Source organism: Streptomyces sp. NPDC127114, assembly GCF_042677525.1.
Lineage (GTDB): Bacteria > Actinomycetota > Actinomycetes > Streptomycetales > Streptomycetaceae > Streptomyces.
In genome coordinates this window covers 28955-48605 of the sequence record NZ_JBHXTJ010000032.1, presented here as the reverse complement: position 1 = coordinate 48605, position 19651 = coordinate 28955, and the positions used below count along the sequence as shown (strand labels likewise).

14 protein-coding genes and 1 riboswitch are annotated in these 19651 nt (G+C 71.7%); of the genes, 7 read left to right on the top strand and 7 right to left on the bottom strand.

Annotated elements, in window-relative coordinates; translation table 11 throughout:
* Positions 1–9: 9 nt before the first annotated feature.
* Together ACFVGS_RS27250 and ACFVGS_RS27245 are read left to right on the top strand one after the other, a co-directional pair.
* Positions 10–912 (top strand): LLM class flavin-dependent oxidoreductase, encoded by a 903-nt coding sequence (locus ACFVGS_RS27250; protein ID WP_384407594.1) that lies wholly within the window; start codon positions 10–12, stop codon positions 910–912.
* Positions 913–1013: 101 nt separating this feature from the next.
* Positions 1014–1892 (top strand): Cof-type HAD-IIB family hydrolase, encoded by an 879-nt coding sequence (locus ACFVGS_RS27245; protein WP_385694113.1) that lies wholly within the window; start codon positions 1014–1016, stop codon positions 1890–1892.
* A 131-nt stretch (positions 1893–2023) separates the two neighbouring features.
* Here ACFVGS_RS27245 and ACFVGS_RS27240 read toward each other — a convergent pair whose 3' ends face one another.
* Genes ACFVGS_RS27240 through ACFVGS_RS27225 form a run of 4 tightly spaced genes read right to left on the bottom strand, consistent with a single transcriptional unit; the run spans position 2024 to position 10018 of the window.
* A complete protein-coding gene (locus tag ACFVGS_RS27240) occupies positions 2024–3754 on the bottom strand; it encodes a GAF domain-containing sensor histidine kinase (protein ID WP_385694111.1) in 1731 nt (576 codons plus the stop codon).
* Between the two features lie 13 nt (positions 3755–3767).
* Positions 3768–7469: a thiol reductant ABC exporter subunit CydD gene (gene cydD, locus ACFVGS_RS27235; RefSeq protein ID WP_385694109.1), complete on the bottom strand. Its 3702-nt coding sequence runs from the start codon at positions 7467–7469 to the stop codon at positions 3768–3770.
* A 20-nt stretch (positions 7470–7489) separates the two neighbouring features.
* Positions 7490–8494 (bottom strand): cytochrome d ubiquinol oxidase subunit II, encoded by a 1005-nt coding sequence (gene cydB / locus ACFVGS_RS27230; protein WP_384407602.1) that lies wholly within the window; start codon positions 8492–8494, stop codon positions 7490–7492.
* Positions 8495–8512: 18 nt separating this feature from the next.
* Positions 8513–10018, bottom strand: a complete 1506-nt coding sequence (locus ACFVGS_RS27225) for a cytochrome ubiquinol oxidase subunit I (RefSeq protein ID WP_385694106.1) — start codon at positions 10016–10018, stop codon at positions 8513–8515.
* A 203-nt stretch (positions 10019–10221) separates the two neighbouring features.
* Between ACFVGS_RS27225 and ACFVGS_RS27220 the strand changes: the two genes are divergently transcribed.
* Positions 10222–10599 carry a cyclophilin-like fold protein gene (locus ACFVGS_RS27220; RefSeq protein ID WP_385694104.1) on the top strand — a complete coding sequence of 126 codons (378 nt, stop codon included), beginning with the start codon at positions 10222–10224 and terminating at the stop codon, positions 10597–10599.
* A 78-nt stretch (positions 10600–10677) separates the two neighbouring features.
* On the opposite strand, the gene hisC is transcribed toward ACFVGS_RS27220, so the two are convergent.
* Positions 10678–11784 (bottom strand): histidinol-phosphate transaminase, encoded by a 1107-nt coding sequence (gene hisC, locus ACFVGS_RS27215; RefSeq protein WP_384407608.1) that lies wholly within the window; start codon positions 11782–11784, stop codon positions 10678–10680.
* A gap of 371 nt (positions 11785–12155) precedes the next feature.
* Between hisC and ACFVGS_RS27210 the strand changes: the two genes are divergently transcribed.
* From ACFVGS_RS27210 to ACFVGS_RS27200, 3 genes are all read left to right on the top strand, one after another.
* Positions 12156–13262, top strand: coding sequence for a LacI family DNA-binding transcriptional regulator (locus ACFVGS_RS27210; RefSeq protein WP_046908646.1), 1107 nt, complete (start codon positions 12156–12158; stop codon positions 13260–13262).
* Positions 13263–13543: 281 nt separating this feature from the next.
* Entirely contained in the window at positions 13544–14776 is a 1233-nt protein-coding gene (locus tag ACFVGS_RS27205; RefSeq protein WP_385694151.1) for a metallophosphoesterase, read from the top strand.
* Positions 14777–14937: 161 nt separating this feature from the next.
* Positions 14938–15786: a hypothetical protein gene (locus ACFVGS_RS27200; RefSeq protein WP_385694100.1), complete on the top strand. Its 849-nt coding sequence runs from the start codon at positions 14938–14940 to the stop codon at positions 15784–15786.
* 59 nt (positions 15787–15845) lie between these two features.
* Here ACFVGS_RS27200 and thiC read toward each other — a convergent pair whose 3' ends face one another.
* Complete coding sequence (gene thiC, locus ACFVGS_RS27195) at positions 15846–17636, bottom strand: phosphomethylpyrimidine synthase ThiC (RefSeq protein WP_384407614.1); 1791 nt, start codon at positions 17634–17636, stop codon at positions 15846–15848.
* Positions 17631–17777: riboswitch (TPP riboswitch) on the bottom strand. (Overlaps the previous gene by 6 nt.)
* A gap of 72 nt (positions 17778–17849) precedes the next feature.
* Here thiC and ACFVGS_RS27190 point away from each other — a divergent pair.
* Positions 17850–19193 (top strand): YibE/F family protein, encoded by a 1344-nt coding sequence (locus ACFVGS_RS27190; protein ID WP_384407616.1) that lies wholly within the window; start codon positions 17850–17852, stop codon positions 19191–19193.
* Positions 19194–19216: 23 nt separating this feature from the next.
* On the opposite strand, the gene ACFVGS_RS27185 is transcribed toward ACFVGS_RS27190, so the two are convergent.
* Positions 19217–19651, bottom strand: a complete 435-nt coding sequence (locus ACFVGS_RS27185; protein WP_384407693.1) for an SsgA family sporulation/cell division regulator — start codon at positions 19649–19651, stop codon at positions 19217–19219.

Here is a 19651-nt window from a genome sequence, read left to right as displayed (position 1 = left end):
CTCGGAGGCATGACCTTGCGCCTGAGCACCGTGATCCTTCCCGTCGACCGCTGGCACGAGGGCGGGCGTGCCGCGTGGCAGCGGGCCGAAGAGCTGGGCTTCCACACCGGCTACACCTACGACCACCTGACCTGGCGCTCGTTCCGCGACCACACCTGGTTCGGTGCCCTGCCGACCCTCACCGCGGCCGCCACGGCCACCGAGCGACTGCGCCTGGGCACCCTCGTCACCTCGCCGAACTTCCGGCACCCGGTGACCCTCGCCAAGGAACTGATGTCGCTCGACGACATCTCCGGCGGCCGGGTCACCCTCGGCATCGGCGCCGGCGGCAACGGCTTCGACGCCACCGCGCTGGGCCAGGAGGCCTGGACGCCCAAGGAGCGCGCCGACCGCTTCGGCGAGTTCGTGCCGCTGCTCGACCGGCTGCTCACCGAGGAGTCCGTGACCCAGCGGGGCACCTTCTACTCGGCGGACGAGTCCCGGAACATCCCCGGCTGCGTCCAGCGGCCCCGGCTGCCGTTCGCGGTCGCCGCGACCGGCCCGCGCGGACTGCGCCTCGCGGCGCGCCACGGCCAGGCCTGGGTGACGACCGGCGACCCGAAGCTGTACGAGGCGGGCACCCCGGAGCAGTCCGTCGAGGCCATCCGCGGCCAGGTCGAGAAGCTCGGCAAGGCCTGCGCGGACATCGGCCGGGACGTGGCGGAGGTGGACAAGATCCTGCTGACCGGCTTCACGCCGGAGCGGAACACCGTCCTGGGCTCGCTCGACGCCTTCGTCGACTTCGCCGGCCGCCACCAGGAGCTCGGCTTCACCGAGATCGTCGTCCACTGGCCGATCCCCGACTCCGACTTCGCCGCCGACCCGGCGGTCTTCGAGAAGATCGCCACGGAGGCGCTCGCCCAGCTCGGCTGACGAGACCCCTCCCGCGGGAGTGCTGACGTGGGGCGCACATCCGGTCACTCAGATGTGCGCTCCCCCGCACGCCCGTGCACGTTGTGCGGAAGAATGGTGCGGTGACCTCACCACACTCCGCACTCACCGAAGCCCCGGCCATCCGGCTGATCGCCACCGATCTCGACGGCACCCTGCTGCGGGACGACAAGTCCGTGTCGGAGCGCACCATCGCCGCGCTCGCCGCCGCCGAGCGGGCCGGCATCGAGGTCTTCTTCGTCACCGGCCGCCCGGCCCGCTGGATGGACGTCGTCAGCGCGCACGTCCACGGCCACGGCCTCGCCATCTGCGCCAACGGCGCCGCGGTCGTCGACCTGCACGCGGGCGGGACCTTCCTGGAGGTACGGCCCCTGGAGCGGACCGTCGCCCTCGCCGTCGTCCAGGCCCTGCGCGCCGCCGCGCCCGGCACCAGCTTCGCCGTCGAACTCACCACCGGCATCCACTACGAGCCGGAGTACCCGCCCTTCTTCCTCGACCCCGGCGCCACCGTCGCCACCGCCGAGAAGCTCCTCTTCGAGGAGACACCGGGGGCCGCGGCACCCGTCCTGAAGCTGCTCGCCCAGCACCCGGAGCTCGACCCGGACGTCTTCCTCGCCACCGCGCGCGAGGCCGCGGGCGACCTGGCCTCCTTCACCCGCTCCAGCCCGACCGCGCTCATCGAGATCAGCGGCCTCGGCGTCTCCAAGGCCTCCACCCTGGCGCACTGTTGCGCCGAGCGCGGCATCACGCCCGCCGAGGTCGCGGCCTTCGGCGACATGCCGAACGACATCGAGATGCTGAGCTGGGCGGGCCGCTCCTTCGCGATGGGCAACGCCCACCCGGACGTGATCGCCGCCGCCTCCGGCCGTACCACCGGGAACAACGAGGACGGCGTCGCCGTCGTCATCGAGCGCCTGGTCGCCGAGGCCGAAGCCAAGACCGGGACCGCGGGCGGCCGCTGACGGAGCCCCGGCCTCCGGCAGGCGGCGCACCGCTCCCGCTCCACCGGTGCTGAGTTCCGCCGGCACCGACTCGACCGGCACCGGCTCCGCCGCCACGGCTCCACCGGTACCCGCGCTCCGCCTGGCAGGCCCTACAACGGGGCCTCCCACACCACCGTCGTGCCGCCGCCGTCCTCGCCGATCCCCGGGGCGCACCAGCTCGCGCCGCCGAGCGACTCGGCGCGGCGGGCCAGGTTGCGCAGACCGCTGCGCCGGCCGCCCTCGGGGAGGCCGACGCCGTCGTCCGCGACCGAGAGCCGCACGCCCTGCGTGCCGTCCGGGAGGGTCACGGTGGCATCCACGACCACCTCGATCCGGGTGGCGCCGGCGTGCCGGAAGGCGTTCGACAGCGCCTCGCGCAGCGCGGCGATGAGGTTCTTGCCGGTGAGGTCGCCGACCGTCGCGTCGATCACGCCGACGAAGCGGTGGGCCGGCTTGAAGCCGAGCGGCACGGCCGCCATGTTGATCTCCCGCAGCACCCGGGTGCGCAGCCCCGAGGGCGCCTCGGCGGGCCCCTGCTGGAGCGCGAAGATCGCGGTGCGGATCTCCTGGATGGTCACGTCCAGCTCGTCCACCGCCTTGCCGACGCCTTCCTGCACCGCCGGGACGATCGACCTGCGCTGGGCGCTCTCCAGCATCATCCCCGTGGCGAACAGCCGTTGGATGACCAGATCGTGCAGGTCACGGGCGATCCGGTCGCGGTCCTCGTACACGGCGAGCCGCTCCCGGTCCCGCTGCGCCTCGGCCATCATCAGGGCCAGCGCCGCCTGCGAGGCGAACTGCGTGGCCAGCGTCCGCTCGGCCTCCGTGAACTGCCGCTCGCCGCGTTCCCGCGGGGTGGCGAGCGCGCCGAGCACCCGCCCGCCGCTCTGCAGCGGCAGCAGCATCGCGGGCCCGTACTGGGCGGACAGCTTGTGCACCATCCGCGGGTCGGTCGAGGCGTCCGCGATGAACACCGCCTCGCCCTCCATCAGCAGCTCCACCACCGCGCTCTCCGGCGGGATCACCACGCCGAGCGACGTGGAGGTCCGGGGCGCGGCGACCGCGACGATCTCCAGGCCGCCCTCCTCGGCCGGCAGCAGCACGATGCCCGCCGCCGCGTCGGCGAGCCGGCGGGCCTGCTCGGCGACCACCGACAGCGCGTCGTCCGCGTCTCCGCCGGAGAGCAGGGCGGTGGTCACGGCGACCGAGCCGTCGATCCACCGCTCGCGCTGCCGTGCGGCCTCGTAGAGGCGGGCGTTGCTGATGGCGATCCCGGCCTCGGTGGCGAGCACCCTGACCATGTGGACGTCGTAGTCGTTGAACTCGGCGCCGCCGTTCTTCTCGGCGAGGTAGAGGTTGCCGAAGATCTCCCCCTGGACCCGGATGGGGACGCCGAGGAAGGTCTTCATGGGCGGATGGCCGGGCGGGAAGCCGGCCGCGCGCGGGTCCCTCGACAGGTCGGCCAGCCGGATCGTCTGCGGTTCGCGGATCAGCGCCCCGAGCAGCCCGGCGTGCCCGTCCGGCCGGTGCCCGATCCGGCGGACCACCTCGTCCCCGACGCCGTACGTGACGAAGTCGGAGAGCCCGTCACCCTCCTCGTCCACGACGCCGATGGCGGCGTAGCGGGCGTCGGCGAGCTCCGCCGCGGTCTCGCAGATCCGGTCGAGCGTGGAGTGCAGTTCGAGGCCGGTGCCGACGGAGCGCATCGCCTCCAGGAGCTGTGGCACCCGTGCGGTGAGTTCGGTGGAGAGGCCGTGCAGGCTGCGCGTGGCCTGGGTCGCGGCTTCGAGCGGGTCCGGGGAGGCGAGCGGTTCCGGGGCGTCGGGCACGGCGGCGGTCATGGGCTGAGCCTAGTTAGTCCCATTTCGAGAGAAAAGTCGGGTCGTGCGGGGCCGGGCCGTCCGCGCCGGCGGGGACGAGCAGCAGATCGGACTCCCGTTCCTGCTCCAGCATGCGCCGGAGCGGCCCCTCGGCCGCCGCGAGCTCGGCGTACGGCCCGCGCTGCACGGTGCGCCCGCGGTCCAGGACCACCACCTCGTCGACGGCGTCGAGCCCCCGCAGCCGGTGCGTGATGAGGACGGTCGTACGGCCCTCCGTGACGCGCAGCAGGTCGTCCGTGAGCGCGTCGGCCGTCGCCAGGTCCAGGTACTCGGCGGGCTCGTCGAGGACGAGCACCGGGAAGTCGGCGAGCAGCGCGCGGGCCAGCGCGAGGCGCTGGCGCTGGCCGCCGGAGAGCCGCGAGCCGTGCTCGCCGACGAGCGTGTCGAGCCCCTCGGGCAAGGAGTCCACCCAGTCGAGGAGCCGGGCCCGGCGCAGCACCTCGCGCAGCTCCTCGTCGCTCGCGCCGGTCCTGGCGAGCCGCAGGTTCTCGCGGAGCGTGCTGTCGAAGAGGTGGGCGTCCTGCGCGCACAGACCGACGAAACGGCGCACGTCGTCGCCGTCGAGCTCCGGCGCGGACGTCCCGCCGATCCGGTAGGTGCCGGACTCGGCGTCCAGGAAGCGCAGCAGCACCTGCGCCAGCGTCGTCTTGCCGGAGCCCGAGGCGCCGACCACGGCGACCCGGCGCCCGGCCTCCAGCGTGAGCCCGAAGTCCACGAGCGCGGGCCGGTCCTGTCCGGCGTGCCGCGCGGAGAGCCCGGCCAGTTCGAGCGGGAACGGGTCGGCCGGGGGAGCGGCGGGCGTCGTCGGCTCGTGTACGGGGACGGGCGCGTCGAGCACGTCGAAGACCCGCTCGGCGCTGCGCCGCACCCGCTGGCGGTACTGGACGGCGAGCGGCAGTCCCGTGACGGCCTCGAAGGCGGCGAGCGGGGTGAGCACGACGACCGCGAGCGCGACCCCGTCCAGGCGCCCGTCCCGGACGCCCTGCACACCGACGAGCGCGGCGGCGGCGACCGTCAGACCGCAGACCAGGGCGGAGAGCCCGGCCCCGAGCGCGGTGGCGGCGGACTGCCGGGACGCGATGCCGGTGAGCGTACGGTCGGCCGCCTCGGCCCGTTCGACGCGGCCCTTCAGGGCCCCGGCCACGGTGAGTTCGGCGCAGCCGCGCAGCAGATCGACGACGGCTGTGGTGAGCGCGCCGCGCGCGGGCGCCAGCTGCCGCTCGGCCCGCCGGGCCAGCGCGCCGCCGGCCACCGGCACGACGACGCCGGCGACCAGCAGGCCCACGGCCAGCACGGCACCGGCCTCGGGCAGCAGCCAGGCGGTGAACCCGACCGATCCGGCGCCCACGACGAGCGCGGCGCCCGCGGGCAGCAGCCAGCGCAGCCAGTAGTCCTGGAGGGCGTCGACGTCCTGCACGAGCCGGGCCAGCAGGTCGCCGCGCCGGGTGCGGCGCAGCCCGGCCGGCGCGATCCGCTCGAGGCGCCGGTAGACGGCGACCCGCAGGTCGGCGAGCATCCGCAGCACGGCGTCGTGCGAGACCAGCCGCTCGGCGTAGCGGAAGACGGCCCGTCCGATGCCGAAGGCGCGCGTCGCGGTGACGGCGACCATCAGATAGAGGACGGGCGGCTGTTCGGAGGCCCGCGAGATGAGCCAGCCGGACACGGCCATGAGCCCGACGGCGGACCCCAGCGCGAGGCTCCCGAGCAGCAGCGCGAGCACCATCCGGCCCCGCAGTTCCCCTGCCATGGCACGCACCCGCGCGAAGACGGACCCCGCGGCGGAGCCCCGGTCCGCCGCCGTCCCTGACGCGCCCCCGGCCCCGGCCCCGCCCTCGCGGAGTTCGCCCCGTACTCCTGTGGTGTCCCCGGTACCGGCGGCCCGGGCCGGGTCCTCGGTGGGCGCGGGCGAGCCGTCCGGCAGCAGGCCGGCCACGTGCGGGCTGCCCGCGGCGACCGCCGGCTCGGCCGGCGCGGCCCCGTCCGTCCGGCTCCCGGCCGGAGCGAGGCGCACCACCCGGTCCGCGACGGCGAGCAACGCCGGGCGGTGGACGACCAGGACGACGGTGCGGCCCGCGGCGAGGCGGCGGACCGCCTCGACGACGGCGGCCTCGGTCTCGCCGTCGAGCGCGGCGGTCGGCTCGTCGAGGAGCAGCAGCGGCCGGTCCGCCAGGAACGCCCGGGCCAGGGCGAGCCGCTGCCGCTGCCCCGCCGAGAGCCCGGCGCCGTCCTCGCCCAGCAGGGTGTCCGCGCCGTCCGGCAGGTCGGCGACGAAGTCGTCCGCGCCCGCGTCCCGCAGTGCCTGGCGCACGGCCGGGTCGGAGGCGTCGGGGCGGGCCAGGCGGACGTTCTCGGCGATCGTCCCGGCGAAGAGATAAGGCCGCTGCGGCACCCAGGCGATCCGGGAGCGCCACTCGTCCAGGTCGAGCGAGGAGAGGTCCACCCCACCGACCCGGACCACGCCGCCCTCGGCGCCGCCGGCCGACGCCCTCCCCGAGCCGCCGCAGTTCTCCGGTGCCGCGAAGCCGAGCACCACGTCGAGCAGTGTGGACTTGCCGACGCCGCTGGGTCCGACCAGGGCCACGGTCTCGCCCGGCTCCACGGTGAGCGTGGCGGCGTCGAGGGAGGGTGCGGCCCGGCCCGCGTGGCGTACCGTCACCCGGTCGAGCTCAAGCCGTACGGACGCGGGCACCGGCTCCGTACCCCCGGCCGGCAGCGGGCGCTCCAGGACCTCGAAGATCTCCTCGGCGGCGGCGAGCCCCTCGGCCGCCGCGTGGTACTGCGTGCCCACCTGCCGCAGCGGAAGGTACGCCTCGGGCGCCAGGACCAGGATGACGAGACCGGTGTAGAGGTCGAGGCTGCCGTGGACCAGGCGCATGCCGATGCCGACCGCGACCAGCGCGACCGACAGGGTCGAGAGCAGCTCCAGGGCGAAGGAGGACAGGAACGCGATCCGCAGCGTCCGCATGGTCGCCCGCCGGTAGTCGGCGGTGATCGACCGGATGTTCTCGGCCTGGGCCTTGGCCCGGCCGAAGACCTTGAGGGTGGGAAGCCCGGCCACCACGTCGAGGAAGTGTCCCGAGAGCCGGGAGAGCAGCTTCCACTGGCGGTCCATCCGGGCCTGGGTGTACCAGCCGATGAGGATCATGAAGACCGGGATGAGCGGCAGCGTCACCACGATGACCGCCGCCGAGATCCAGTCCTCCGTCACGATCCTGGCGAGCACCGCCACCGGCACCACGACCGCGAGCCCCAGCTGGGGCAGATAGCGGGCGAAGTAGTCGTCCAGGGCGTCCACGCCCCGGGTCGCGAGCGCCGCCAGCGAACCGGCCCTCTGCCCGCTGAGCCAACCCGGTCCGAGATGCGCCGCCTGCTGGAGCAGCCGGCCGCGCAGCTCGGACTTGACCGCCGCGCTCGCCCGGTGGGCGGCGAGCTCGGTGAGCCAGGAGACCAGCCCCCGGCCCACCGCCACCGCGGCGAGCAGCAGCAGGGGCGTGGTGAGCCCGGAAACCGACAGATCCTTCTGGAAGGCCCCGACCACCACCTCGGCGATGAGCATCGCCTGGGCGACGATCAGTGCCGCTCCGACGAGGCCGAGGCCGACCACCGCCAGGAGGAAGAAGCGGGTGGCCCCGGCGTAGCGCAGCAGTCGTGGATCGATCGGTTTCACGTGAAACATGCTCCCCTGCTGAGGGGCGGCTAGTGGGCCGCTTCCGCGATGTGCTGGGTCCCGATCCGCTTACGGAACACCCAGTAGGTCCAGCTCTGGTAGAGCAGCACCAGCGGGGTCGCGACGGCGGCACACCACGTCATGATCTTGAGCGTGTACGGGCTCGACGAGGCGTTGGTCACCGTCAGGCTCCACTCCGGGTTCAGCGTGGAGGGCATGACGTTCGGGAAGAGCGTCAGGAAGAGCATCGCCACCGCGGCGGCGATCGTGACGCCCGAGAGCGCGAACGACCAGCCCTCGCGCCCGATCCGGATCGCACCGATCGCGCCGACCAGCGCCAGCGCGGCGACCACCATCGCGGCCAGGCTCCAGCCGTCGCCCTTGTCCGCCTGGGTCCAGACGAGGAAGACGAGCGCGAGCACCGCCGTGACGATTCCCAGGCGGAGCGCGAGCGAACGGGCCCGGACGCGGATGTCCCCGACCGTCTTGAGCGCCGCGAACACCGCACCGTGGAAGGTGAAGAGGGTCAGCGTGACCAGTCCGCCGAGGAGGGCGTACGGGTTGAGCAGGTCCCAGAGGTTGCCGACGTACTCCATCTCCTGGTCGATCTTCACACCGCGCACGATGTTGCCGAAGGCCACGCCCCAGAGGAACGCGGGGACCAGAGAGGTCCAGAAGATGGCCTGCTCCCAGTTGCGCTGCCAGTTCTCCTCGGGCCGCTTCGCGCGGTACTCGAAGGCGACACCGCGGACGATCAGGCAGACCAGGATGATCAGCAGCGGCAGGTAGAAGCCGGAGAAGAGCGTCGCGTACCACTCGGGGAAGGCGGCGAAGGTCGCGCCGCCCGCCGTGAGCAGCCACACCTCGTTGCCGTCCCAGACCGGGCCGATGGTGTTGATGAGCACCCGCTTCTCGGACCGGTCGCGGGCGAGCAGCTTGGTGAGGACGCCGACCCCGAAGTCGAATCCTTCGAGGAAGAAGTAGCCGATCCAGAGGACGGCGATGAGTACGAACCAGACGTCGTGGAGTTCCATGCCTCGATCTCCTGAGCCTCAGTACGAGAAGGCCATGGGGCGGTCGGCGTCGCGGTCCCCGCCGATCCGGGTGGGCGGGTTGAGGTCGTCCTCGGTGAGCTCGGGCGGACCGGCCTTCACGTACTTGACGAGCAGCCTGACCTCGATCACGGCGAGGACGGCGTAGAGCAGCGTGAAGACGATCATCGAGGTCAGCACCTCGGCCTGGGACACACCGGGGGAGACGGCGTCACGGGTGCGGAGCACGCCGTAGACGACCCACGGCTGCCGGCCCATCTCGGTGAAGATCCAGCCCCAGGAGTTGGCGATCAGCGGGAAGGCCATGGTCCAGAGGGCGACGATCCAGTACCACCGGCCCAGGCGGGGGCTGAGCGCCTTCCGCTTGAACAGGACCAGATGCGGCACTTCGTCCTCACCGGTCCGCAGCCCCGGCGCCAGCATGAACTTCTTGCGGGTCAGCCAGAGCCCGACGACGCCGATGGCCAGCGAGGCCATGCCGAAGCCGATCATCCAGCGGAAGCCCCAGTAGGCGACCGGGATGTTGGGCCGGTAGTCGCCGGGCCCGAACTTCTCCTGCTCCGCCTTGTTGACGTCGTTGATGCCGGGCACGTACGAGTCGAAGTCGTCGTTCGCGAGGAAGGACAGCAGGCCCGGGATCTCTATGGCGACCTTGTTGTGGCCCTTCTCGACGTCGCCGTAGGCGAAGACGGAGAAGGGGGCCGGTGCCTCGCCGTCCCACAGCGCCTCGGCCGCGGCCATCTTCATGGGCTGCTGCTTGAACATGACCTTGCCGAGCAGGTCACCGCTGATCGCGGTGCCGAGGCCGGCGATGATCAGGGTGATCAGGCCGAGCCGCAGCGAGGTCCGCATGACCGGGATGTGCTTCTTGCGGGCCAGGTGGAAGGCCGAGATGCCGACCATGAAGGCGCCGCCGACCAGGAAGGCCGCGGTCATGGTGTGGAAGAACTGGGTGAGCGCGGTGTTCTGCGTGAGGACGTGCCAGAAGTCCGTGAGCTCGGCCCGGCCCCGCTCGGCATTGATCCGGTAGCCGACCGGGTGCTGCATCCACGAGTTGGCCGCCAGGATGAAGTACGCGGACAAGATCGTGCCGACCGAGACCATCCAGATGCAGGCGAGGTGGATCTTCTTCGGCAGCTTGTCCCAGCCGAAGATCCACAGGCCGATGAAGGTCGACTCGAAGAAGAACGCGATCAGCGCCTCGAAGGCGAGGGGCGCTCCGAAGATGTCACCGACGAACCGCGAGTAGTCGGACCAGTTCATGCCGAACTGGAACTCCTGCACGATGCCGGTGACGACACCCATGGCGATGTTGATCAGGAAGAGCTTGCCCCAGAACTTGGTCGCCCTGAGGTACTTCTCCTTCTCCGTGCGCACCCACGCCGTCTGTAGACCGGCGGTGAGGGCGGCGAGGGAGATCGTCAGCGGAACGAACAGGAAGTGGTAGACGGTCGTGATACCGAACTGCCAGCGCGCCAGAGTCTCCGGCGCCAACGCTAGATCCACGTCGTCTCTCCTTACATCGCCGTGGTCACATCGGCAGTTTGCCCCTTTGCTCCCACCCATTACGGGAGGAAGGTGACACGCTTGTGAACGCGTTCACATTCACAAGCATTATTGCTCATACGGAATCCGTAGGCATAGGGGGGGGTGCCTGTACCGAAGGTCACCCCTTCCCAAGACCTTCAACATATTGTTGAATCCGGGCCATGACCCTTCGGATACGTCTTTCCTGGCCCGCCGGCCACACCACGGCCACCATCGACGAAACCCCCACGAGCAAGGCGCTCGCGGGGGTTCTCCCGATCTCCTCCACCGCCCGGACGTGGGGCGAGGAGGTCTACTTCGACACTCCGGTCTCCGTCCCCGTCGAGCCCGGCGCCCGACAGGTCGTCGCGCCGGGCACGGTCGCCTTCTGGACGGAGGGCGACGCGCTCGCCCTTCCCTACGGCCCGACGCCCATCTCGCGCGGGGACGAGCCGCGGCTCGCGAGCCCGTGCAACATCCTGGGCATGCTGGACGGCGACCCGAGGATCCTGGCCACCGTCAGGGACGGTGACCCGATCCGCGTGGAACTCGTCGACTGACGGGACCGTCGGACGACGCGCCCCGTCAGCCATCCGAGACGACCCGCCCCGCCGGCCATCCGAGACCGACCTGACGGACTACGCGTCCTTGCGGAAGCCTTCCGCCGCCTTCAGGAACAGGTCGTTCGCCTCGCACTCACCGATCGTGACGCGGACGCCCTCCCCCGCGAACGGCCGCACCACCACGCCGTGCCGCTCGCACTCCGCCGCGAAGTCCATGGTCCGCTCGCCGAGCCGCAGCCAGACGAAGTTCGCCTGGGTGTCCGGCACGGTCCAGCCCTGGGCCACGAGCCCCGCATGGACCCGCTCGCGCTCGGCCACCAGCGAGCCGACCCGCCCCAGCAGCTCGTCCTCCGCCTGCAGCGAGGCCACCGCCGCGTCCTGCGCGAGCTGGCTCACGCCGAACGGCACCGCCGTCTTGCGCAGCGCGGCCGCCACCGGCTCGTGGGCCACCGCGAAGCCCACCCGCAGGCCGGCGAGGCCGTACGCCTTCGAGAAGGTCCGCAGCACCGCCACGTTCGGCCGGTCGCGGTAGAGCTCGATGCCGTCCGGGATATCGGTGTCGCGGACGAACTCCCGGTAGGCCTCGTCGATCACCACCAGGACGTCGGAGGGCACCCGGTCCAGGAAGCGCTCCAGCTCCGCGCGGCGCACGGCCGTGCCCGTCGGGTTGTTCGGGTTGCAGACGAAGATCAGCCGGGTCCGGTCGGTGATCGCCGCCGCCATCGCGTCGAGGTCGTGCACCTCGCCGTCGGTCAGCGGCACCTGCACCGAGGTGGCCCCGCTGATCTGCGTGATGATCGGGTACGCCTCGAAGGAGCGCCAGGCGTAGATCACCTCGTCGCCCGGGCCGGAAGTGGCCTGGAGCAGGGACTGCGCCACGCCGACCGAGCCGGTGCCGGTGGCCAGGTGGGAGACGGGCACGCCGAAGCGGTCGGCGAGCTCCTCCATCAGGCCCGTGCAGGCCATGTCCGGGTAGCGGTTGAAGTTCGCGCCGGCGGCCAGCACGCGCTCCATCACGCCCGGCAGCGGCGGATAGGGGTTCTCGTTGGAGGACAGCTTGAAGGCGACCGGTCCGCCCGCGGCGGCCGGCTTGCCCGGCTTGTAGGTGGGGACGCCGTCCAGCACGGCGCGCAGCCTGGGGCCCGACGCGCTCGTGCCGCTGGTCCCGCTGGTCTCGCTCACTCTGTGTCCTCCTCGACCTTCCGTACCACCAATACTCCTCACCTTATGAGGATTCGGCCCGCCTGCGAATGGGCTGTGGACAAATGGGCCGCGAACGGCACCCGACACAGGGGGAGCGCGCCCTGGGGTGGCGCGCGCCGGTGGCGAGCGCCGTGGCGCGCATCGCCCGTAGAGGTGAGTTGAGACCTCTTCGAGACCTCCCACCCTCACCAGGCGCACGGGCAACGAGGACCACAGGCCCCATGCCTCCGACCTGAACTTCCTTTGTTTCCAAGGCATTTCTTGAATCTCGATCATGCAGAAACGTGCCTGTCAATGTCTGCATATGCGACCGGCCCAACCCGCCCCCATCGCCCTACTATCGGCTCGCCATGACAGCAGCAGGGAAGCACCAGGTGAGCCGGGCACAGACCCGGGGAAGCCGGCAGGGCCGAGCGGGCATCCGGGACGTGGCCGCCGCCGCCGGAGTCTCCATCACGACTGTCTCCGACGCGCTCAACGGCAAGGGCCGGCTCCCGGACGCCACCCGCCGTCACGTCCGCGAGGTCGCAGACAGACTGGGCTACCGCCCGTCCGCGGCAGCCCGCACCCTCCGTACCGGCAAGTCGGGACTCATCGGCCTGACCGTGACGACGTACGGGGATGAACCTTTCACCTTCACCGAATTCGCGTACTTCGCGGAGATGGCGAGGGCCGCGACGTCCGCCGCGCTCGCCCGCGGCTACGCCCTCGTCATCCTGCCCGCCACCTCACGACACGACGTCTGGTCCAACGTCGCCCTCGACGGAACCGTCGTCATCGATCCCTCCGACCACGACCCGGTCGTCACCGAGCTGGTCCGGCAGGGGCTGCCCGTCGTCTCCGACGGCCGCCCCGCCGGCACCCTCCCGGTCACCGCCTGGGTCGACAACGACCACGAGGCAGCCGTCCTCGACCTGCTCGACCACCTCGCCGCCGCCGGCGCCCGCCGGATCGGCCTGCTCACCGGAACCACCACCGACACGTACACCCGGCTCTCCACCACCGCGTACCTCAACTGGTGCGAACGGGTCGGCCAGGACCCCGTCTACGAGGCCTACCCCGCGCACGACCCCTGTGCGGGCGCCGTCGCCGCCGACCGCCTGCTCGCCCGACCCGACCGGCCCGACGCCGTGTACGGGCTCTTCGACCCCAACGGCACCGACCTGCTCGCGGCGGCCCGCCGCTACGGGCTGCGGGTGCCCGACGACCTGCTGCTCGTCTGCTGCAGCGAGTCGACCGTCTACGCCAACACCGAACCGCCCATCACGACGCTCTCGCTCAAGCCACGCCGGATCGGCACCGCCGTCGTCCAGCTCCTCATCGACGCCATCGAGGGAATCGAGACGGACGGCCCGGTCGAGCAGGTGATACCGACCGAGCTGATCGTCCGCACCTCCTCCCAGCGACGCTCGCCGCGGACGACGGTGAGCCCGCCACGCTCTCCCTCGAAGGACTGAACCCCGGAAGAGGGACCGCGCAGGACGACCACAAGGGGGGCGAGAGGTGCGGGGCGGGGGCCGCACCTCTGGGAACGGGCAGGGCCAAACCTCTGGGCGGCCCTGCCCGTTCCCTGGCCTGGACCTTCTCAATTCGGGCGAAACAACCGGTGAACCCGGAGTGGACCCGGATTCACCACCCCTGGTGCGTCACACAGGAGGACCCTCATTCCTATGATGGGCGGACGACACCGCGGACCACCACGACCAGGCCGGTCCGCGATGTGCAGGGCATCGCGACGGTGGTGGAGGGGTCGATGACACAGGGGGCCGGGCAGGAACCCGTGGTGCGCACGGCGACGTTGCGTGACTTCCGTGTACCTCCGTACGCCCGGGTGCCCGTCCAGGGGCACGCGGCCGAGCCGTTCCCGGCCGACGCACCCACGCCTCCCGCCGCGCCCGCGCCCGCGGCCGCTCCGGCCTCCGGCCCGGCGGTCGCTCCCGCTGCTCCCGCGGCCGCTCCCGCCGACGCGACGCTCCACCTGGGCTCGCTCGCCTCGGGCCACCCCGGAAACGCGTTCCCCGAGGACGAGCCGCCCGAGGGGTACACGCCGACCGAACGCGACCTGCCGATCATCAACCGGGGCGACACCGTCCAGGTCCACGTCACGCCCGTGCCCCAGCCGGCCCCGGCCTCCGCGCCGGGCGACGGCCCCGGCCCGCTCTACGTCGTCGGCGACGTGCACGGCTACCTCGACGAGCTCCTGGAGGCGCTCCGCGCCCAGGGCCTCATCGACGAGAACGGCGGCTGGGCCGCCGGCAACGCCCGCCTGTGGTTCCTCGGCGACTTCACCGACCGCGGGCCCGACGGCATCGGCGTGATCGACCTCGTGATGCGCCTGTCCGCCGAGGCCGCCGCCGCCGGCGGCTACTGCAAGGCCCTCATGGGCAACCACGAACTGCTCCTGATCGGTGCCAAGCGGTTCGGCGACACACCGGTCAGCTCCGGCGCCGGCACCGCCACCTTCCAGGCCGCCTGGCTGCTCAACGGCGGCCAGAAGCAGGACATGGACCGCCTCCAGGACGTCCACCTCCAGTGGATGTCCCGGCTCGACGCCGTCGTCGAGCAGGACGGCCACCTGCTCCTGCACTCGGACACCACGGCGTATCTGGAGTACGGCGACACCATCGAGGACGTCAACGACAAGGTCCACGAGATCCTCAACCGGAACGACGCGGACGAGGTCTGGGACCTGTTCCGGAAGTTCACCAAGCGCTTCGCGTTCCGCGACGAGGCCGCCGGCCCGCAGGCGGTGCGGGAGCTGCTCGGCACCTACGGCGGCAGCCGGATCGTCCACGGCCACAGCCCCATCCCGTACCTTCTCGGCCAGGTCGGCACGGAGGACGGCGAGGAGGGCGAGCGCCCGGTCGTCGACGGCCCGCACGTGTACGCGGACGGTCTCGCCATCGCGATGGACGGCGGAGTGACCATGGCCGGAAAGCTGCTGGTCGTCCAACTCCCGCTGCCCGCCTGACGCATAACCCTCCGCATCCGGGGAAGGCGATTTCCGGGAACACCCTGTCACCGCGTGCCGTAACCGCCCTACCATCGGCTCATCCGTAGCAGGCTCTCCTCCGTTTCCGCCTGATCCGCCGTCGAGCACGGCCGGTTCCGGCCCCTACGGAGCATCGGGGGATGCACATGAACGTGGCTCCGCACCTGCTGACCGAGGACCGCGCCGAGTACGAGCGGGTCGTCGACGAGGCACTGCGCAACGCGCACGACCACCCGGATCTCGCCGAGGCCGGGACCCGGCTCAGCCCCGCCCAGCTGCGCGCGATGGCCCTGAACGCGACCGCGCTCATCACCACGGCGGCCGCGACCGAGTACGACCACTTCGTGAAGATCCGCGAGCAGGTCCGCGGTGCGGCACGGGGCACGGGCGGCGCAAGCGGAAGCGGTACGGGAAGCGGCACCCGAAGCGGTACGGGCGAGGTGCCGGCCGACACGGACGGCGCGGGCGTCGTCGCCGTCGTGACCGTCCTCGCACCGCTCCTCGCGGGCACCGCCGCGGTCGTCGTCCTCCTCGTCGGCGCCGTCCTGAAGATGCTCGACCCGCCCCCGGCCTTCGCCGACACCCTGCTCACCGCGGGCCTGTTCTTCGGCGCCGTCGCCGCGGCCGGCCTGCTCTGGGCGGCGGCCGGACTCCTCGTCACCGCTCTTCGCAACGGCGCCACGCAGGTCCCGGCCGGAACTCCCGACGACGAGCTGTCACGCGCCAGGGACGCCTGGCGCCAGGCGCTCCTGGAGCGCGGCGTACTGCCCTTCCTGCGCGAGGCGCTGGCCGCCACGCCCGCCGAGGCCGCCACGGCTCCGGCGCTCCCCCGGCAGTCCCCGCCGCCGGCCGGCCGCATACCCAAGGTCGGCTACAGCGGCCCGGACTTCACCAGCCCGGCCGAGGGCACCCCCTCACCCCGCCCGACCTACTCGAGCCCGGACTTCACCAGCCCGGACTTCGGCCCGCCGGATCACCGGCCGGAGTGAGGCACCGGCCCGCGACTCCCCCGAGTCTCGCGGGCCGGCACGTACGGGACGGGCCCCGGCTACTCCGCCATCGGCAGGTAGACCCGGTTCCCGGCGGCGGCGAACTCGGCCGACTTCGCGGCCATGCCCGCCTCGATCTCGTCCGCCTTCAGGTCACCGCCGTGCTCACGGCGGATGTCCTGGGAGATCTTCATCGAGCAGAACTTCGGGCCGCACATCGAGCAGAAGTGCGCCGTCTTCGCGGGCTCCGCCGGAAGCGTCTCGTCGTGGAACTCACGAGCCGTGTCCGGGTCCATGGCCAGGTTGAACTGGTCCTCCCAGCGGAACTCGAAGCGCGCGTCGGACAGCGCGTCGTCCCACTCCTGCGCGCCCGGGTGCCCCTTGGCCAGGTCCGCCGCGTGCGCCGCGATCTTGTAGGTGATGACGCCGGTCTTCACGTCGTCCTTGTTCGGCAGACCGAGGTGCTCCTTGGGCGTGACGTAGCAGAGCATCGCCGTCCCCCACCAGGCGATCATCGCCGCACCGATGCCCGACGTGATGTGGTCGTACGCGGGAGCGACGTCCGTGGTCAGCGGGCCGAGCGTGTAGAACGGCGCCTCCTCGCAGATCTCCTGCTGGAGGTCGATGTTCTCCTTGATCTTGTGCATCGGGACGTGGCCCGGGCCCTCGATCATCGTCTGCACGTTGTGGCGCTTGGCGATCGTGTTGAGCTCGCCCAGGGTCTTCAGCTCGGCGAACTGCGCCGCGTCGTTGGCGTCCGCGATCGAGCCGGGCCGCAGGCCGTCGCCGAGCGAGTACGTGACGTCGTACGCCGCGAGGATCTCGCAGAGCTCCTCGAAGTTCGTGTAGAGAAAGTTCTCCTTGTGGTGCGCGAGGCACCAGGCGGCCATGATCGAGCCGCCGCGCGAGACGATGCCGGTCTTGCGGCGGGCGGTCAGCGGCACGTACGGCAGCAGCACGCCGGCGTGCACCGTCATGTAGTCGACGCCCTGCTCGGCCTGCTCGATGACCGTGTCCTTGTAGATCTCCCAGGTCAGCTCCTCGGCCTTGCCGTCGACCTTCTCCAGGGCCTGGTAGAGCGGCACGGTGCCGATCGGCACGGGGGAGTTGCGCAGCACCCACTCGCGGGTGGTGTGGATGTTGCGGCCGGTGGAGAGGTCCATGACCGTGTCGGCGCCCCACTTGGTCGCCCACGTCATCTTCTCCACCTCCTCCTCGATGGAGGAGGTGACCGCCGAGTTGCCGATGTTGGCGTTGACCTTCACCAGGAACCGCTTGCCGATGATCATCGGCTCGATCTCCGGGTGGTTGACGTTGGCCGGCAGGACCGCGCGGCCCGCCGCGATCTCCTCCCGTACGACCTCGGGCGAGACGTTCTCGCGGATCGCGACGTACTCCATCTCCGGGGTGATCTCGCCCCGGCGGGCGTACGCGAGCTGCGTCACCGCCTGGCCGTCGCGGCCCCGGCGGGGCAGCCGCGGGCGGCCGGGGAAGACGGCGTCGAGGTTCCTCAGCCCGCCGCCGCGCGGCGAGGTGTGCTTGATGCCGTCGTCCTCGGGCCGGACCGGACGGCCCGGGTACTCCTCCGTGTCACCGCGCGCGATGATCCAGTTCTCGCGCAGCGGCGGCAGTCCGCGCCGCACGTCGGTGTCGATGGTCGGGTCGGTGTACGGACCGGACGTGTCGTACAGCGTCACGTCCTTGCCGTTGGTGAGGTGCACCTGGCGGACGGGCACCCGGATGTCGGGGCGGGAACCCTCGACGTAGCCCTTGTGCCAGCCCGGCGTGCGCTCCTGCGGGCCGCTCTGGTCCTGGTCGGAGGCAGGCGTGCGTGCATCCTGAATGGTCATGAGACCGAATCTCCCTACGCCGGCATTACCCGGTAACAGGTTCGGCGGTCGGCGCAGCCTCCTCCCGTACGTACATCGGTACGCGCGTACGGTGATCAGCGCCCTCTCAGCCCGGTGCTCCGAGCTCCCGCGTGTGCAAAGGTGTCACCACGCTAGCGTCATCCCTGGCGTGCTGAACAGTGGGGGCCTCCACGTTCTTGCGATGATCGGTCGGTGACGTCAACGCAGCAGCCCCACGAACCCCACGGCGACGGGCACGGCCACGGGCACGGCCATGCGCACGGCCACGGCCCCGCCGCACCCGTCTCCCGGCACCTGCGGAAGGTCATCGCCGCGGTGCTCATCCCCTTCGCCACCGCCGTCGTCGTCGGCCTCGTGGTGCTGTGGCCGGGCGGCGCTCCCGGGCACGAGCGCACGGGCGTCGGCTTCGACCGGCAGACCGAGCAGGGCAAGGTCGTCTCCGTCGAGCGGGTCGACTGCAAGGACGTGAACGCCGCCCAGGTCCCGCCGACCGGCGACACCACCACCCCGCAGGGGCGCGAGGCGGTCAACGCCCAGCAGGGGCAGTGCGAGAAGGCGACCGTCGAGGTCACCACCGGTCAGGACAAGGGCCGTAGGTTCACCGAGATCGTCCAGCCGGACGCGCCGCGGCAACTCCACGAGGGGCAGGGCGTGGTGGTGGCGTACGCCCCCGACGCGCCGCGGGACCTCCAGTACTCCGTCACCGACGTGAACCGGAAGCTGCCGATCATCGTGCTCGCCGGCATCTTCGCGCTCGCCGTCGTGGTCGTCGGCCGGATGCGCGGCGTGATGGCGCTGATCGCGCTGGCGGCGAGCTTCGTGGTGCTGACCCTGTTCATCCTGCCGGCGATCATTCAGGGATCGAATCCGCTCCTGGTCGCCATCGTCGGATCGAGCGCGATCATGCTGATCGCGCTCTACCTGTGCCACGGCCTGTCGGCCCGCACCTCGGTCGCGGTGCTGGGCACGCTGGTCTCGCTGCTGCTGATCGGTCTGCTCGGCTCGCTCTTCATCGACTGGGCCTCGCTCAGCGGCAACACGGACGACAACACCGGCCTCATCCACGGCCTGTACCCGGACATCGACATGTCCGGTCTGCTGCTCGCCGGAATCATCATCGGCTCGCTGGGCGTGCTCGACGACGTGACGGTGACGCAGACCTCGGCGGTCTGGGAACTCCACCAGGCCGACCCGACGATGGGCCCCCGACGGCTCTACCGGTCCGCGATCCGGATCGGCCGCGACCACATCGCCTCGGTGGTGAACACCCTGGTCCTGGCCTACGCGGGCGCGTCGCTGCCGCTGTTGCTGCTGTTCTCGATCGCGCAGAGCAGCGTCGGGACGGTCGCCAACAGCGAGCTGGTGGCCGAGGAGATCGTCCGGACGCTGGTCGGCTCGATCGGTCTGGTCGCCTCGGTGCCGATCACCACCGGCCTTGCGGCACTGGTGGTTTCGGCGGACCGGCCCGGCCCGGGAACCGGCGGACAGCGCCCGGCACGGACCGGCGGCGGCGGACGGCGGCGCCGGGCCAAGTAGGCCCGGCGGTCAGCCCTCGCGGGTCAACCGGCGTTCTCCTCCGCCAGGATGCGGCCGAGGGCAGCCTCCAGGCTGTCCTCGAAGTCGCCCCATGTCTCTTCCTGCCCGAGCGGGACGAGCTTGTCCGTACGGTCGAGGAAGGCGACGAGCGGCGGTGCGCTCGCGCGGAACAGGGCGCGGTCGCCGCCCACCTGAAGACGGATCATCACGTCGGAGAGCCCCTCGGGGTCGGTCGGCGCGATGTGCACGTCGCCGTCCCCGCTGGGGCGGTTGATCCCGTCGAGCAGCAACTCGCGCCCGAAGGCCCAGGTCACGGGCGCGTCTCCGGGGAGGTGGAACGTCATCCGCACCGCATAGGGGTCGCGGGTCTCGTATCGCAGTTCCACCGGGATCCGGAAGGAGAGCTCCTCGGAGACGAGGAAGCTCATCAGGACCTCGGCCTGAACCGTCTCTCGCAT

Bases quoted from the DNA above. Each gene is read 5' to 3' on its own strand.
- thiC (WP_384407614.1), bottom strand. From the start codon at position 17,636: ATGACCATTCAGGATGCACGCACGCCTGCCTCCGACCAGGACCAGAGC.
- ACFVGS_RS27210 (WP_046908646.1), top strand. From the start codon at position 12,156: ATGACAGCAGCAGGGAAGCACCAGGTGAGCCGGGCACAGACCCGGGGA.
- ACFVGS_RS27220 (WP_385694104.1), top strand. From the start codon at position 10,222: ATGACCCTTCGGATACGTCTTTCCTGGCCCGCCGGCCACACCACGGCC.
- ACFVGS_RS27185 (WP_384407693.1), bottom strand. From the start codon at position 19,651: ATGCGAGAGACGGTTCAGGCCGAGGTCCTGATGAGCTTCCTCGTCTCC.
- cydB (WP_384407602.1), bottom strand. From the start codon at position 8,494: ATGGAACTCCACGACGTCTGGTTCGTACTCATCGCCGTCCTCTGGATC.
- ACFVGS_RS27200 (WP_385694100.1), top strand. From the start codon at position 14,938: ATGCACATGAACGTGGCTCCGCACCTGCTGACCGAGGACCGCGCCGAG.
- cydD (WP_385694109.1), bottom strand. From the start codon at position 7,469: ATGTTTCACGTGAAACCGATCGATCCACGACTGCTGCGCTACGCCGGG.
- ACFVGS_RS27240 (WP_385694111.1), bottom strand. From the start codon at position 3,754: ATGACCGCCGCCGTGCCCGACGCCCCGGAACCGCTCGCCTCCCCGGAC.
- ACFVGS_RS27250 (WP_384407594.1), top strand. From the start codon at position 10: ATGACCTTGCGCCTGAGCACCGTGATCCTTCCCGTCGACCGCTGGCAC.